The following is a 15,868-nucleotide window of genomic DNA, read 5'->3' on the forward strand; positions in this document are numbered from 1 at the left end:
CCCCCCCCGCGGGATGCGCCGGGGACGGTGGTCCCCCCCTCCCGTCCCGCAGATTCCCAGGGCGACCTGGGAATCTGCCGCCACGCACGGGAAACCTCCGTCCGCACGGCTTGCTTCCCGTGCGGGAGCGGGGAGAACGTGCGGCTAGGTGAGGGGCGGCAGCTCGTGCGGGTGGTCGCGCCGGGCGGTCTGCGCCAGCACGATCCCGACCAGCACCAGCACGACGCCACCCAGCTGGACGGCGGTGAGCGACTCGGCGTACCAGCCCCAGCCGACGACGCTCGCGACGACGGGCTCGAGCATGGCCACCACACTCACGACGGTGGCCGGCAGGGCGCGCAGCGCGAGCAGCAGCAGGAAGAACGGCGCGACGGTGCCGAGCACCACGACCCAGCCCATCGCCAGCCACGCCGGGACCGTGAGGTCGGAGAGACGGCCGAGCATCGACGCGTCCGCGCCCAGCGCGTCGGCCTCCCAGGCGGGTGCGACGACGTTCATGAGGACCGCGGCCATCGCGAACGCCCACAGGATGTGGTGCAGCGGCTCGGCCGAGACACCGCCGTCCTCGCCGAGCAGGAAGTAGGCGGCGAAGCAGCCGGCCGCCAGGAGCGCCATGACCACCCCCAGCCCGTCGAACACCAGGCCCGACCAGACCTGGCTCACGACCGCCAGCCCGACCAGGGTGAGCCCCAGGGCCGGCCACATCCGGGCGTGCACCGGCTCGCGTCGGGCGAAGCGCACCCACAGCACCACGAGCACCGGACCCGTGTACTCCAGCAGCAGCGCGATGCCGAGCGGCAGCCGGTTGATCGCGACGTTGTAGAACCCCTGCAGCCCGGCGATGCCGACGACACCGAGGCCGATCAACAGCGGAAGACGTCGTACGGCGGGCAGGCGGAGGGCGGACCGGTCGACCACGAGGGCGATGACGACGAGCACGAGCAGCGCGCCGGTGATGCGCACCGTCGTGAACGTGGCCTCGTCGGTGTCCGAGCGCAGGGGGATGCGGGAGGCGCCGGCGTTGAGCCCGAACAGGACGGCCGCGGTGAGGACCAGCGCGTAGCCGACGACGGGTGACCGCACGGGCTGCGGGAGGCGGGCGCTGGTCACGACAGCATCATCGCGGTCCGGCGGCGCGCGGCTACTCTCGGCCCATGACCGTCCCGCTGCCGCGCTCCGTCGTCGACGCCATCCCCGGCTACAAGGCCGGCCGCGCCGCCGAGCTCGACGAGCTGAAGCTCTCGAGCAACGAGAACCCCTTCCCCCCGCTGCCGGGCGTCGTCGAGCGCGCCGCGGCCGAGCTGGCTCGCGTCAACCGCTACCCCGACGCCGGCGTCACGCGGCTGCACGAGGCGCTGGCCACCCACCTGGACCGCCCGACCGAGGCGTTCGCCGCGGGCACAGGCTCGGTGGCCGTGCTGTTCTCGCTGCTCGACGCGTACTGCGGACCGGGTGACGAGGTGGTCACGGCATGGCGCTCGTTCGAGGCGTACCCGATCGCCGTCACCGTCACGGGGGCCACGCACGTGCGCGTGCCGCTGCGCGCGGACGCCACGCACGACCTCGACGCCATGGCCGCGGCGGTCACCGACCGGACGAAGGTCGTCGTCGTCTGCACGCCGAACAACCCGACGGGCCCGGTCGTCGGCCACGCCGAGCTGGAGCGCTTCGTCGAGTCCCTGCCGCCGTCGGTGCTGGTGGTCGTCGACGAGGCGTATGTGGAGTTCGTGCGCGACCCGGCCGCTGCGCGGGGCCTGGAGCTGCAGGCGCGCTTCGACAACGTGGTGGTCCTGCGCACCTTCTCGAAGGCGTACGGGCTCGCCGGCCTGCGCGTCGGCTACCTGGTGGGCCACGCCGACGTGGCTGCCGCGACGCGCAAGGCGACGCCTCCGTTCAGCGTCACCGACGTCGCCCAGGCGGCTGCGGTCGCGTCGCTCGAGGCACGCGACGAGCTGGCCGAGCGCGTCGAGTTGGTCGTCGCGGGGCGCGCGACGCTGCTCGACGGCCTCCGGGGGCAAGGCTGGACCGTCCCCGACAGCGAGGCGAACTTCGTGTGGCTGGCCACCGACGAGGGCCCCGCCCTCGCTGAGGCACTGTGGCCCGTCTCCGTCCGACCCTTCCCCGGACCGGTGGCCGACGGCGGCGGCGTGCGGATCAGCGTCGGCACCGACGCGGCCAACGAGCGCCTGCTGGACGCCGCGGCGCGCCACCTGACGGGGCGGTAGGCGGGTCCCGACCTGCGGCTGCGTCGCTTCCACTCGGTCTCGTCCTGCGGCTGCGCTGCCTCGGCGGGGTCTGGACCTGCGGCTGCGCTGCTTCGGCTCTGCGTCGACCTGCGCTCCGCAAGGGGCCTCGACCGGCGGTGGGTGCGCACTCGACCTGGGTTCTCGGGCCACCGATACGCACGATGATGCGTTCAGGTCGTCCTGACCACCCGACTGCCTCATCGTGCGTCGGTCGAGGCCGTCAGAGGTAGGAGAAGCACCGAATACGAGTGCTTTGAGGTGCGTCACCTACCTCCGACGTCACGATTCGGTGCCTCACCTACCTCCGACGTCTCGATTCGGTGCCTCACCTACTCCCGATACCTCTGACCTCTCGATTCGGTGCCTCACCTACCTCCGACGGCCCAGGACCAGCCCGCAGCACCGAGACTTGGCCGAGCGGAAGCCCGGCCGCCGGTCGAGGCCCTCTCGGAGACCGAGACGAGACCCAGCCGAGGCAGCGCAGCCGCAGGGCGAGACCCAGCCGACGCAGCGCAGCCGCAGGTCCGGACCAGAGGCAGAAGCGCAGCCGCAGGACGAGACTCAGCCGAGGCAACGCCGCCGCCGGCCCGGACCCAGCCGACGCGACGCAGCCGCAGGTCCAGACCCAGGACGCCGACGGGGCCTACGGCGCCAACCAGCGGTGGATGAGCGGGACGACCGACGCGCCCTCGCCGCTGGCGGCGGCGACGCGCTTCATCGACCCGGCGCGGATGTCGCCGACGGCGAAGACGCCGGGGGCGGTGGTGGCGAGGGTCTCCGGCGGGACGATCGCCTCGGCCGACCAGGGGCCGGGCACGCCGCCGGGGCCGAGCCACGCCTCCTTCGGCACGTCGCGACCGGTGAGCACGAAGCCGTTGGGGTCGCGCGTGACCTCGGCCGGCAGCCAGCTGCACGTCGGGCGTGCGCCGAGCAGCAGGAACAGCCCGGCCGCGACGACCCGCTCGACCTCACCCGTGGCGTTGGTGCGCAGGTCGAGCCACTCCAGCTGTCCCGCGCCGCCGCCGTCGACGACCTCGACGCCCACCCGGACCGAGATGCGCTCGTTCCAGCGGAGCTCGTCGACGAGGTACTGCGACATCGTCTCGCCGAGGTCGCGGCGCACGACGATGGTCACCGACGACGCGAACCGCGCCAGGTGGATGGCCGCCTGCCCGGCGGAGTTGCCGCCACCGACCACGACCACCGGCTGGCCCTCGACCTCCTGCGCCGCGGTCATCGCCGACCCGTAGTGCACCCCGCGACCCACGAGCGCCTCGACCGACGCGACGTCGAGGTGGCGGTAGGCCACGCCCGTCGCGATCACGACCGACCGCGCGCGCACCTGCCCGCCGCCCACCGTGGTGATGACGTGCTCACGCTCGGCGTGCGGGGCCGACGGGACGCACGGTCGGAGCGCGTCGACCTCCCACCCGGTGAGGAACCGCGCCCCGAACCGGATCGCCTGCGACCGCGCGCGCTGCGCCAGCCGCATGCCGGAGACGCCGCGCGGGAAGCCGAGGTAGTTGCGGATCATCGAGCTGGTGCCGGCCTGCCCGCCGATGGCCTCGCTCTCGAGCACGACGGTGCTCAGCCCTTCGCTCGCCGCGTACACGGCGGCGGCCAGGCCTGCCGGTCCGGCGCCGACCACCGCGACGTCGACGACGTCGTCGACCACCGTCTCACCGGGTCCGCCGTACATGACCTGGGCGACCTCGCGCACCGACGTCGGCACGAAGGGCGGTCGGTACACGCTGGCGAGCACCGGCTCCCCGGGCTCGCCGCCGCCCTCGACGAGCTCGGCCATCACCGCGCGACCGATGTCGCTGTCGGGGTGGTGCACCCCCATCGGGATGCCCATCCGCTGGGCGAAGTCGCGCACGGCGGCCGTGAGCGGGTTGGACGGGCCCGAGACGATCTGCATCGTCTCGACCTCCGGCGTCGCCACGGTGGACCCCCAGTCCGACAGCAGCTCCCCGACGGCGCCGTGGAACTCCTCGTCGCGCAGGCCCCGTGGCATGAGCAGGTAGCCGTCGAACTTGCCGTGCGCGAGGCCGGGGCGGAGCCGGTCGCCCTCGTCGAGGAAACGGTCCCAGGGGACGGTCACGAGCCGGCGTGCGGTGGGCACCACCCGACGCCAGGTGGCGAACGACGTCCACACGTCGGCGTCGGGGAGAGCGGCGTCCTGCACCACGAGCGCCACCTGGCGGCCGTCGGCGCACAGCCGCTCCAGCAGGGCGGTGGCGTCGGCGCACGTACGAGCGATCCGCACGTCGTAGTCGCGGTGGTAGCGGCGGAACTCGTCGTCGAGGAGCGAGGCGTGCTCGTTGCTCGCGAGGAGGATCACGGGGTGGTCCACCCCCGAAGTCTAGGAAGGACCCGGTCGCCTCCGGTGACGATCCGGTGAACGTGCGCCCCACGGGGGCTGCGGGGCTTGGCCGACGTGGGCCCGACGCGTTACCGTGGCGTCGTGATGTGACTGCGGTCACGCCACGACCGACCGCCACTCCCGCGCCACCACTGCGGGCCGGTGGTCCCGTACCGCCCCACCGACGTGGAGACCCCGCGCCGGCAGCGAGAGGAACAGCGCATGACCGTACCCCTGCACACCCCGACCACGTCCACGACGGACGCCGGGTCGCGGCGAGTGGCCACACCCTCGACCGTCGACACCGAGCTCGTCCAGCTGCTGACTCCCGAGGGTCGTCGGGTCGAGCACGAGCGCTACGCCTTCGAGGGCGACGACGAGAGCATCCGCGCGATGTACCGCGACCTCCTCCTCGTCCGTCGCATCGACCACGAGGCGCACGCCCTGCAGCGCCACGGCGAGCTCGGCCTGTGGGCGCAGTGCCTCGGGCAGGAGGCCGCGCAGGTCGGCTCCGGCCGCGCGCTCGCGGCGCAGGACTTCGCGTTCCCCACCTACCGCGAGCACGGCGTGGCGTGGTGCCGCGGCATCGACCCGGCCAAGCTGCTCGGCCTGTTCCGCGGCGTCGAGCTCGGCGGCTGGGACCCCGCCGAGACCGGCATGGCGCTCTACAGCATCATCATCGGCGCCCAGACCATGCACGCCACGGGCTACGCGATGGGCCTGCAGCGCGACGGCGTGGTCGGCACGGGCGACCAGACCCGCGACGCCGCTGCTCTCGCCTACTTCGGCGACGGCGCGAGCAGCCAGGGCGACGTGCACGAGGCGTTCGTGTGGGCGTCGTCGTTCAACGCACCGGTCGTCTTCTTCTGCCAGAACAACCACTGGGCCATCTCGGTGCCGACGGCCCGCCAGAGCCGCGTGCCGCTGGTGCAGCGCGCCGCCGGCTACGGCTTCGGTGGCGTGCGGGTCGACGGCAACGACGTGCTGGCCGTGCACGCGGTCACCCAGGCGGCGCTCCAGCGGGCACGTGACGGCGAGGGACCGACGCTCGTCGAGGCGGTCACGTACCGGATGGGAGCGCACACGACGTCGGACGACCCCACCCGCTACCGCGACACCGCCGAGGTGGAGGAGTGGAAGCACCGCGACCCTCTGGCCCGGGTGGAGACGTACCTGCGCGAGGTCGACACCCCCGAGTCGTTCTTCACCGACCTGCAGACGGAGGCCGAGGACCTCGGTGCGCACCTGCGCGAGGCCTGCCGCTCCCTGCCCGAGCCCGACCTCGGCGCGCTGTTCGACGGCGTCTACGCCGACGCGCACCCCGAGCTGGCGGAGCAGAAGGCCGAGTACCTGGCCTACCGGGCCTCGTTCGAGACCGAGGGCGGTGCGGCATGACGACGTCGACGACGCCGCAGCGCACCTCGGCCGTGGGCCAGCGGCTCAGCCTCGGCAAGGCCATCAACGCCGGCCTGCGGGCCGCCATGGAGGACGACCCCAAGGTCGTCGTCATGGGTGAGGACGTCGGCCCGCTCGGCGGCGTCTTCCGCGTGACCGAGGGTCTGCAGAAGGACTTCGGCGAGGACCGCGTGATCGACACCCCGCTCGGGGAGTCCGGGATCGTCGGCGCCGCCGTCGGCATGATGCTGCGCGGCTACCGCCCCGTGGTGGAGATCCAGTTCGACGGCTTCGTGTACCCGGCCTACGACCAGATCGTCAGCCAGGTCGCCAAGCTGCACGCCCGCAGCCAGGGTGTCGTGACGATGCCGGCCATCATCCGCATCCCGTTCGGCGGTGGCATCGGCGCGGTCGAGCACCACTCCGAGAGCCCCGAGGCGCAGTTCTGCCTGACCGCCGGCCTGCGCGTGGTGAGCCCGTCGAACGCCCACGACGCGTACTGGATGATCCAGCAGGCGATCGCCAGCGACGACCCGGTCGTGTTCATGGAGCCCAAGCGTCGCTACTGGGACGCCGGTCCGGTCGGACAGGAGAGCACGCCGCTTCACGCCTCGCAGGTGGTGCGCGACGGCCGTCACGCCACGCTGCTGGCCTACGGACCCATGGTGCGCACGTGCCTGGAGTCGGCCGAGGCCGCCGCCGAGGACGGGGTGGACCTGGAGGTCATCGACCTGCGCACGCTCAGCCCGCTCGACCTCGGCCCGGTGCACGAGTCGGTCCGTCGCACGGGTCGCGCCGTCGTGGTGCACGAGGCGTCGCGCACGCTCGGCCTCGGTGCCGAGATCGCCGCCCGCGTGCAGGAGGAGTGCTTCTACTCCCTCGAGGCGCCCGTGCTGCGCGTCACCGGCTACGACATGCCCTACCCACCCAGTCGGGTGGAGGAGGAGTTCCTGCCCGACCTCGACCGTGTGCTCGACGCCGTCGACCGCGCCATGGCGTTCTGAGAGCGGGGGACATCGCATGAGTGAATTCAGGCTGCCCGACGTGGGCGAGGGACTGACCGAGGCCGAGGTGCTCACCTGGCACGTCGCCGTGGGCGACGTCGTCGAGGTGAACCAGGTGATCGTCGACATCGAGACCGCGAAGTCGGTCGTGGAGCTGCCCAGCCCGTTCGCGGGCGAGGTGACGGCCCTGCTGGTGCGCGAGGGGACGACCGTGCCCGTGGGCACGCCGATCATCGCGATCGGTGGTCCGACGGGAGCCGTCGTGCCCGACGACGCCCGCGACCTCACCGACGAGCGCCCGGTCGAGGACGACGCCGAGGAGCCGGCGGTGGAGGACACCCTTCGACAGGCTCAGGAACCGCGCGAGCCCGTGCTCGTCGGCTACGGGGTGCGCACCACGTCCACGCGCCGACGTCGGCGCAAGGGTGATGCCGAGCCGGTCGGCTCCGTGGCCGTGCCCACCGCGCCCGCTCACGAGACCGAGCCGGTCACCGGCCACGAGCAGGCCCCCGCGCAGCGGGTCGAGACCCGCACCCTGGCCAAGCCGCCCGTGCGCAAGCTGGCCAAGGACCACGGCGTGGACCTCACCACGGTCCCGTGCGACGGCCCCGTGGTCACCCGCGCCGACGTCGAGGCGTTCATCGCCGGTCGCAGGCCGGAGCCGTCCGCCGCGCCGACCTCGACGCCACCGGCCGCACCGGCACCGGTGAGGTCCGCCGAGGGCGACACCCACATCCCGGTCAAGGGCGTCCGCAAGGCCACGGCCCAGGCCATGGTCAGCTCGGCGTTCACGGCACCGCACGTCACCGAGTGGGTCACGCTCGACGTCACTGCCACGATGGAGCTGGTGGAGCGGCTCAAGGCCGACCGTCGCTTCCGCGAGGTCAAGGTCTCGCCGACGCTGGTCGTGGCCAAGGCCGTGTGCCTGGCGCTGGCCCGCACGCCCGAGCTGAACGCCAGCTGGGACGAGCAGGCGCAGGAGATCGTGCTCAAGGGCTCGGTCAACCTCGGCGTCGCCGCGGCCACCGACCGCGGTCTCGTGGTGCCCAACATCCCGGGCGCCGACCGGATGAGCCTGGTCGAGCTGGCGCAGGCGCTGGGCGACCTCACCGCCACGGCACGCGCGGGTCGCACGCAGCCGGCGCAGATGAGCGGTGGAACGTTCACGATCACCAACGTCGGCGTGTTCGGCGTCGACGCGGGCACGCCCATCCTCAACCCGGGCGAGACCGGCATCCTGTGCGTCGGCCAGATCGATCGACGTCCCTGGGTCGTCGGCAGCCCGGGTGCCGGGCCGGAGGCGGGATCGAGCACGGAGCGGATCGAGCCACGCTGGGTGACGACGCTGGCGGTCAGCTTCGACCACCGCGTCGTCGACGGCCAGCAGGGCTCGCAGTTCCTGGCCGACGTCGCCGCGCTCCTGCGCGACCCCGCCCTCGCCCTCACCTTCTGAGCGTGGGCGCGGCGGCCGCCGCCGTCACGGACGACGTCTACAGTCGGACGTCGTGAGGAGAACGCTGACGCCGACCCGCGTCGTCCCGTTGGCGTTCCTGGCCACCATCGCCATCGGCACGGTCCTGCTGTCGCTGCCGTTCGCGAGCACCGAGCCGGGCTCCGGCGGGTTCCTGCCCGCCCTCTTCACCTCGGTGTCCGCGGTGTGCGTGACGGGTCTGACGACGGTCGACACCGCCACGTTCTGGACGCCGGCCGGCCAGGCGATCATCCTCGGGCTGATCCAGGTCGGCGGCTTCGGGATCATGACGCTGGCCTCGGTGCTGCTCATCGTCGTCGGGCGTCAGCTGGGCCTGCGCAACGGCCTCATCGCCCAGACCGAGACCCACGCGATCTCCCTCGGTGACGTGCGCGCGCTGGTGCGACGGCTCGCGGTGGTCATCGTGATCGCCGAGGCGAGCGTGGCGGCCGTCCTCTTCCCACGCTTCCTGACCGTGTACGACGACGGCGACGTCGGCAGCGCGGCGTGGCACGCCGTCTTCCACGCCGTCTCCGCCTTCAACAACGCCGGGTTCGCGCTCTACTCCGACAACCTGGTCGGCTTCGTCGCCGATCCCTGGATCATGCTTCCGCTCTGCGTCGCGGTCGTGCTCGGCGGTCTCGGCTTCCCGGTGGTGGTCGAGATGATGAACCGCACCCGGCGGCGCTGGAGCGTGCACACCAGGTTGACGATCTACGGCACGCTCGTCCTGCTGGTGGTCGGCACCGTCGGCTTCGGCCTCGCCGAGTGGACCAACGGCCAGACGCTGGGCCCCCTGTCGACCGGGGGCAAGATGCTCGCGTCGCTCACCGGCGGGGTCATGCCGCGGACGGCGGGGTTCAACTCCATCGACTACGGGAGCGCGAGCTCGGAGGCGCTGCTGCTCACCGACGTCCTCATGTTCATCGGTGGCGGCAGCGCCGGCACGGCCGGCGGCGTGAAGGTGAGCACCTTCGTCGTGCTCGCCCTCATCATCTGGAACGAGCTGAGGGGGGAGCAGAACGTCTTCGTCTTCGGCCGCACCATCCCCGCCACGGTCCAGCGCCAGGCCCTGACGGTGGCGTTGCTCGCCGTGGGTGCGGTGGTCAGCGGCACGATGGCGCTGCTCGTCGTCACGGACCTGGAGTTCGAGCCGCTGCTGTTCGAGTCGATCTCGGCGTTCGCGACCGTCGGGCTGTCCACCGGCGTCACCGCCGACCTCCCACCGGCGGGAGAGGTCGTGCTCGTCGTGCTCATGTTCGTCGGTCGCGTCGGCGTCGTGACGGTCGGTGCGGCACTCGCCCTGTCGGCCCGTCGACGGCGCTACACGTTCCCCGAGGAGCACGTGGTCGTCGGCTGACGAGTCCCGCCTCAGGCCATCTTCTCGCCGGCCTCGACGACGTCGGTGACCGTGTTGCCCGGTGACGCCAGGGGGCAGCGCCAGCGGTCGTCGTAGCGGCACGACGGGTGGTACGCGAAGTTCAGGTCGAGCACGAGGACCTCCTCCGCTCCCCGAGCCTCTCGAGGGGCGCCTCCGCCGGTGCCTTCCGCCGCCCGTGGCCCGGCACCCCCGCCGGTGCTCTCCGCCGCCCGTGGCCCGGCACCCCCGCCGAGCCAGGACCCCTTGGCGGTGTCCAGCAGGTAGCGGCCGGCGCCGTACGAGCCACCGCCTCCTGAGTCCCGGCCCGACGTCCCGTCACGCAGGGGCACGAAGATGCCGCCGGCGTACTGCTGCAGGGTCCATACGTCGAGCGTCGAGCCCGACGGCAGGGCCAGCTGCCCGGTGCGCAGCATGGTCACGTCGCCGTCGCCTCCACCGTCGACGACCCGCTCGTCGGGATCGATGGCGTCGGTCGGGGGTGGCAGCAGCGGCAGCTCGAACCGCCACGCGGGGTCGTAGGGCCAGTACGGCAGGCCGGTCTCGCGCAGGGGGTCGCGCGCCGGCAGCGGCGACTGGGGATGGCTGCGGAACAGCTCGTCGCGACCGCTCCGCCACGCCGCATGACCCCGTTCGGGGTCGGGATCGGCACGCACCTGCTCGTAGAGCGCGGCCACGCGCACCCGCCAGTCCACCAAGGTCAGCACACCGGCCACGCTAGAGACCCTCGGCGGATCCGCAACCCCCGACGCGACCTGACCACGGCTCCGGACCCGGCGCATACTGGGGCGAGTGAGCGCAGCGACGAGCAGGAGAGGGCCGGTGGCGGTCTGGCTCGTCGGGCTCTCCCTCTACTTCCTCGCCGTCTTCCACCGTTCGTCGCTCGCGGTGGCCGGACTCGCCGCGAGCGACCGGTTCGGCATCTCGGCCGCCCAGCTGTCGACGTTCGTCATGCTCCAGCTGGTGGTCTACGCCGGCATGCAGATCCCGGTCGGTCTGCTGCTCGACCGGTTCGGACCTCGACGGATCCTCACCATCGGCGTCCTGGTGCTCACCGCGGCGCAGGTGACCTTCGCCCTGGCCGACACGTTCGCGCTGGCGCTCGTCGCCCGCGTCTTCGTGGGTCTGGGCGACGCGATGACCTTCGTGTGCGTGCTCCGGCTCGTGAACACCTGGTTCCCGTCGCGGCGGATCCCGCTCGTCACCCAGCTCACCGGCGTGCTCGGCCAGATGGGTGCCCTCGTGGCCGCCGCCCCCATGACGTGGGCGCTGCGTGAGCTGGGCTGGACCAGCACCTACCTGGCCGCGGCGTCGCTGGGCATCGTCCTGCTCGCGGCGCTCCTGCTGGTCGTGCACGACGAGCCCGGCTCGCCCCGGGTGCTGGGCGCGCCGCTCTCGTGGACGACGGTCCGGTCCAGCCTGGCGGCGTCGTGGCGCCACCCAGGGACCCGCCTGGGCTTCTGGGTGCACTTCACGACCCAGTTCAGCGCCACCACGCTGGGTCTGCTGTGGGGCTACCCGTTCTTCGTGCGCGGTGAGGGCCGCACGCCGGCCGAGGCCGGCGCGCTGCTGACGATCCTCGTGCTCGCCGTCATGGTGGCCGGGCCGACGCTGGCCTGGGCCATCACCCGCGACCCCTGGCAGCGATCGAGCATCGTGCTCGGCATCGTCTGGGCGGTCGTCGCGGTGTGGACGGTCGTGCTGGTGTGGCCGGGCGACGCGCCGGCCTGGCTCCTGGTGGTGCTGGTGGTCGTGGTGGGGGTGGGCGGCCCCGCCTCCATGATCGGCTTCGACCTCGGCCGCTCCTTCAACCCTCCCGACCGGCTGGGCGCCGCGACGGGCATCATCAACCAGGGTGGTTTCGTCGCCTCGTTGCTGCTGGTCGTGGCGATCGGCCTGGTCCTCGACTGGCGGACGCCCGGGTCCAGCACGGCCTACTCGGCGGAGTCGTTCCGCTGGGCCATGTCGGTGCAGTACGTGCTGTGGGCCGTCGGCATCGTGCAGATCTGGCGCTACCGGCGGCGCACGCGGGCGGGGCTGCTCGCCGAGGACCCCGACGCCCGCGAGCGCTGGCGCGGCGGGCTCGCCTAGGAACCGGTCAGGCGACGTCGAACGGGACGCCCGTGGCGATCTCGGACGCGGTCCACAGGTTGTCGGCCAGCTGCTCGTCGCGCGCCCAGCGGGTCATGCCGACGAGCACGGGCTTGCCGCGCATCTGACCGAGCAGGTTCGGGCCGACGTACTCGCCGCCGGTGAAGCTCTCGTCGGTCGCCGCCCGCAGCGAGGGCAGGGCGCCGGCTGCGGCCGACTGGCCCACCACCCGGCTGATCTGGTGCAGACCGAAGCCGAGCAGCGGGTTGCCCATCTTGAGCCCGGTCTGCTGGAGCTCGGTGTTGGCGTAGCCGGGGTGCGCCGCCGTGCTCACGACGCCGAGGCCGGCGGCCTTCGCGCGGCGGTCGAGCTCCAGCGCGAACGACAGGTTCGCCAGCTTGGACTCGGCGTAGGTCTGCCAGCGTCGGTAGCGCCGCGGCGAGCCCTCCGGGGTGAGCGCGCGCAGGTCGATGCCCTTGGCGCCGGTGTGGGCGAGGGAGGAGACCGTGACCACCCGGGCGTCGCTGGCCTTCAGCACCGGCCACAGCCGCCCGGTCCAGGCGAAGTGCCCGAGGTGGTTGGTGCCCATCTGCAGCTCGTAGCCGTCGACGGTGGCGCTCTTCGGCGGGATCATGATGCCCGCGTTGTTCACGAGCAGGTCGATGCGCTCGTGCCGCGACGTGAGCTCGTCGGCGGCGCGCTCGACGTCGGCCAGGTCGGCCAGGTCGAGGGCGAGCGTCTCGAGGTCGACGTCCGGGAGCTCGGCCCGCAGCCGCGCGACGGTGTCGTCGGCCTTCTTCGGGTTCCGTGCCGTGACCACGAGGGCGGCGCCCTTGCGGCCCAGCTCGAGGGCCGTGTGGAAGCCGAGCCCGCCGGTGACGCCGGTGACGACCGCTCGGGTGCCGGTGAGGTCGGGGATGTCCTGCGCGCTCCAGCTCATGGGATGAACGGTAGCGGCCCCCGGCGAGCCGCGCCGGACCTATGATCCGCTGGTGAGCAGGGTCCTCGTCGTCATGGCCGTCGTCGTCGCAGCCGTCGTGGGGTTCGTCCTCGGGTCCTCCTCCGTCGAGGAGGTGTCGTCGGCCCCGGTGGGCGACGCGGGGGCCGGCGCCAAGGTGGTCGTCACCTATCCCGACGTGCCCCGGGCCTGGCGCGGCTGGCAGGACGACGTGCGTGAGAGCGGCGTGCTCGAGGACGCCGCCAAGGACCTGCGCTCCGTCGTGGCCCTGCCGCGGGAGCTGACGATCGAGGTGACGTCCTGCAAGGACGGCACCGGCTACCTCCAGGGCGAGGCGCTCGTCGAGCTCTGCCTGCAGGACGTGAAGGCGAGCCGCGACGAGCTGGAGGACGCGGACGCCGACGACGTGGACGAGACCTTGCGGGGCATCTGGCGCGAGACCTTCTTCCACGAGTCCGGCCACGCGGTGCTCGACCTGCTCGACCTGCCGTTCACCGGGCGCGAGGAGGACGTGGCCGACCAGTTCGCCGCCTGGCGGCTCGCCGAGTCCGGCGACGAGACGTCGACCGACGCGCTCCTGTCGTCGGCCTACGAGTACGAGATCCTCGCGTCGGCGTACGAGGCCGATCCCGACGACGAGCACTCCTCCGACGCCGCGCGGGCGGTCAACTACCTCTGCTACCTGTACGGGTCCGACCCCGACACGTGGGAGGACCTGGTCGACGACGAGCCGCTCACGCAGGACCGGGCGGACCTCTGCGAGGACGAGTGGGACCGGCTGCGCGTCGGCTGGCGCGAGCTGCTCGACGACGCCGACGCGCTGCGCGGCTGACGCCGTCGGCGGGATCGCTCCGCTGGTTGAGTCGTCAGAGCCCGTGAGGTACGAGCGTGGCGATGACGTATCGAGACCAGTCTGGGGGCTCGGTGCGAGGTGGGTCCGCGCCGAGCCGTCGCCAGGTGGTCTCGATACGTCCGACCGCGCTCCTTCGTCGCCGGTCGGCCTACTCGACCAGCGGTGGATCGTGCGCCTCGCCAGGAACGCCCTCCGGACTCAGAAGGTGACGGCCATCTGCTCCAGCACGCGGTGGGCGAGGTCGGTGTCACCGGCGATGCCGACGTCGACCGCGCCCGGGCCGCGTCGGCCTGCCGCCAGGATGGCGAAGGCGTCCGACGACAGGGTCAGGGTGGCCGACGGCGAGCCGGGCACGCCCGGGTGGGCGCGGCCGTCGTCGCCGACCGTGGCGCCCACCTGCATGGCGAGGGGACCCGTGAGGTCCCACAGCACCGACGTTCCCGCGGTGGCTCCGACCTTCTTGCCCAGCACGTAGGGCATCGCGAAGGAGAAGGTGTGGGTGGTGACGACCGCAGCGGGCGAGTCGAGTCCACCGGGCCGCTCCACCGCGCGCCGGACGTCCTGCTCGTGGCACCAGATGTCGACCGTGCGGTTGCGCAGCATCGTGTCCCACGTCCAGCCGACGCCGGCGGGTGTGTGGTCGGCACGCGCCGCCGGGTCGGTCGGCGGTGCCTCCGAGAGGGCCTGCGCCCGCGCGTCGATGCCGGCGCGGAGCTCGGCCAGCACCTGCTCGCGGGACAGGCCGCGCCGCGCCTCCACGCCGGCCTCGGTGTAGGCCGACGCGAGACCGCCCGGCGACGCGGTGGTCGGCGCCTCGTCGACGACGTGGCCGGCCGTGACTGCCTCGAGGTGCGCCAGGTGGGCCGCGACGTCGGCGACCGTCCAGCCCGGCAGGTCGGTCGGGGTCGACCACTGCGCGTCGTCGAGCTCCTCGAGCAGGGCGAGGGTGTCACGGGCGCTGGCGAGCCAGGCGTCGATGTAGGTCTGGAGCATTCAGTCCTCCTGGTGGCTCTTGCGTCGGGACCACCACGTGAGCACGGCGAGCACGACGCCCGCCGCGGTGGCGATCCAGGTGAGGCCGGCGCCCAGGCGGGCCCGGTCGAGCACGCCCTCGGCGACGGCCACGCGGTAGGTGGCGGCGTCGGCGGCACGGTCGCGCAGGGTGCACCGCACGGCCACGTCGTCACGGCCCTCGGGCTCGAACGCGATGAGGTACCACGTCGAGCCGTCGCGCGCGACGGTCAGGTCGATCGGGGCCTTCTCGAGCTCGACCGGCTCCGCGCCCTTGCCGGGCGGCGTGGCGGTGCAGGTGACGTCGCGCTCGGGCTGGCGGACGTCGGTGAACACGGCGAGGGAGCCGCTGCCGGCATCGACGCGCTCGGTGACGGACTCCAGGGTCGCGTCGCGCACGTGGTCCCACGAGCCGGCCGCCACGATCGTTCCGACCATCCACCCGCCGAGGACCACGAAGAGCGCCGCGAGGTACCAGAGCGGGTTGGTCAGACGCACCCGCTCACTCTGGCACACCGCGGGCGAGGTGCCGGCGTGACCACGCGCGTCGGTGCTTGACCGAGGCACGTCGGACGAGGACGATGATTGAACATTCACCTTCTTTAGGAGCTCCCATGGACGAGGTCTTCCTCATCTCCCGCATCCTGTTCGCCTACCTCGTCATCGGGTCCGGCATCGGCCACCTGACGGCCACCGGCGCGATGGCCGGCTACGCCGAGTCGCGCGGCCTCTCCAACGCCAAGGTCCTGGTGCAGGTCAGCGGCGTCGCCCTGCTCGCCGGCGGCCTGTCGGTGCTGCTCGGCATCTGGGGCGACATCGGTGCGCTCGGGCTGGCGGTGCTGCTCCTCGTGACCGCCGTGCTGATGCACGCGTTCTGGAAGGAGAGCGACGGCCAGGCCAAGCAGATGGAGATGGTCTCGTTCAACAAGAACGTCGCCCTCGCCGGCGGAGCGCTCGCACTGTTCGTCCTGCTGTCGACGGACTTCGCGCCGTACACGATCACGGGGTCGCTCATCAACTGGTGAGCAGCCGACAGGCCCGGCGGGGGTGCCGGGCCGTGGGCGGCGGACCGAACAGACGAAGCCCCCACCCGGAC

At 72.8% G+C, this 15,868-nt stretch carries 14 protein-coding genes; 8 read left to right on the forward strand and 6 right to left on the reverse strand.

The features are described from left to right. Positions 1–144: 144 nt before the first annotated feature. A complete protein-coding gene (locus NUV38_RS07985; RefSeq protein WP_257728617.1) occupies positions 145–1,110 on the reverse strand; it encodes a DMT family transporter in 966 nt (321 codons plus the stop codon). 44 nt (positions 1,111–1,154) lie between these two features. Here NUV38_RS07985 and hisC point away from each other — a divergent pair, with 44 nt between their 5' ends. Beyond that, on the forward strand, positions 1,155–2,225 hold the full coding sequence (gene hisC / locus NUV38_RS07990) for a histidinol-phosphate transaminase (RefSeq protein WP_257728618.1): 1,071 nt from the start codon (positions 1,155–1,157) through the stop codon (positions 2,223–2,225). 664 nt (positions 2,226–2,889) lie between these two features. Here hisC and NUV38_RS07995 read toward each other — a convergent pair. After that, the gene (locus NUV38_RS07995; protein WP_257728619.1) at positions 2,890–4,602 is read right to left on the reverse strand and encodes an FAD-dependent oxidoreductase; all 1,713 of its coding nucleotides are present in this window, start codon (positions 4,600–4,602) and stop codon (positions 2,890–2,892) included. A 231-nt stretch (positions 4,603–4,833) separates the two neighbouring features. Here NUV38_RS07995 and pdhA point away from each other — a divergent pair, with 231 nt between their 5' ends. The 4 genes from pdhA to NUV38_RS08015 are packed head-to-tail and all read left to right on the forward strand — an operon-like array spanning position 4,834 to position 9,841. Further along, the gene (gene pdhA, locus NUV38_RS08000; protein ID WP_257728620.1) at positions 4,834–6,006 is read left to right on the forward strand and encodes a pyruvate dehydrogenase (acetyl-transferring) E1 component subunit alpha; all 1,173 of its coding nucleotides are present in this window, start codon (positions 4,834–4,836) and stop codon (positions 6,004–6,006) included. Beyond that, positions 6,003–7,010, forward strand: coding sequence for an alpha-ketoacid dehydrogenase subunit beta (locus NUV38_RS08005; RefSeq protein ID WP_257728621.1), 1,008 nt, complete (start codon positions 6,003–6,005; stop codon positions 7,008–7,010). The genes pdhA and NUV38_RS08005 overlap by 4 nt, the downstream gene beginning before the upstream one ends. 16 nt (positions 7,011–7,026) lie before the next feature. Beyond that, entirely contained in the window at positions 7,027–8,463 is a 1,437-nt protein-coding gene (locus tag NUV38_RS08010; protein ID WP_257728622.1) for a dihydrolipoamide acetyltransferase family protein, read from the forward strand. A gap of 52 nt (positions 8,464–8,515) precedes the next feature. Next, complete coding sequence (locus NUV38_RS08015) at positions 8,516–9,841, forward strand: TrkH family potassium uptake protein (RefSeq protein ID WP_257728623.1); 1,326 nt, start codon at positions 8,516–8,518, stop codon at positions 9,839–9,841. Positions 9,842–9,852: 11 nt separating this feature from the next. Here the strand turns inward: NUV38_RS08015 and NUV38_RS08020 are convergent, their stop codons facing one another. Further along, positions 9,853–10,575 (reverse strand): DUF1684 domain-containing protein, encoded by a 723-nt coding sequence (locus NUV38_RS08020; RefSeq protein ID WP_257728624.1) that lies wholly within the window; start codon positions 10,573–10,575, stop codon positions 9,853–9,855. 106 nt (positions 10,576–10,681) lie between these two features. Here NUV38_RS08020 and NUV38_RS08025 point away from each other — a divergent pair, with 106 nt between their 5' ends. Beyond that, on the forward strand, positions 10,682–11,950 hold the full coding sequence (locus tag NUV38_RS08025; protein ID WP_257728625.1) for a nitrate/nitrite transporter: 1,269 nt from the start codon (positions 10,682–10,684) through the stop codon (positions 11,948–11,950). A 7-nt stretch (positions 11,951–11,957) separates the two neighbouring features. Here the strand turns inward: NUV38_RS08025 and NUV38_RS08030 are convergent, their stop codons facing one another. Beyond that, positions 11,958–12,890, reverse strand: coding sequence for an oxidoreductase (locus tag NUV38_RS08030; RefSeq protein ID WP_257728626.1), 933 nt, complete (start codon positions 12,888–12,890; stop codon positions 11,958–11,960). A 52-nt stretch (positions 12,891–12,942) separates the two neighbouring features. Between NUV38_RS08030 and NUV38_RS08035 the strand changes: the two genes are divergently transcribed. Then, on the forward strand, positions 12,943–13,740 hold the full coding sequence (locus NUV38_RS08035) for a DUF4344 domain-containing metallopeptidase (RefSeq protein ID WP_257728627.1): 798 nt from the start codon (positions 12,943–12,945) through the stop codon (positions 13,738–13,740). A 219-nt stretch (positions 13,741–13,959) separates the two neighbouring features. On the opposite strand, the gene NUV38_RS08040 is transcribed toward NUV38_RS08035, so the two are convergent. After that, complete coding sequence (locus tag NUV38_RS08040; protein ID WP_257728628.1) at positions 13,960–14,754, reverse strand: maleylpyruvate isomerase family mycothiol-dependent enzyme; 795 nt, start codon at positions 14,752–14,754, stop codon at positions 13,960–13,962. Further along, entirely contained in the window at positions 14,755–15,270 is a 516-nt protein-coding gene (locus tag NUV38_RS08045) for a hypothetical protein (protein ID WP_257728629.1), read from the reverse strand. 116 nt (positions 15,271–15,386) lie between these two features. Between NUV38_RS08045 and NUV38_RS08050 the strand changes: the two genes are divergently transcribed. Further along, entirely contained in the window at positions 15,387–15,797 is a 411-nt protein-coding gene (locus NUV38_RS08050; protein WP_257728630.1) for a DoxX family protein, read from the forward strand. Positions 15,798–15,868 lie beyond the last annotated feature (71 nt).

Origin of the sequence: Aeromicrobium sp. 50.2.37 (assembly GCF_024655735.1) — a bacterium.
Lineage (GTDB): Bacteria > Actinomycetota > Actinomycetes > Propionibacteriales > Nocardioidaceae > Aeromicrobium.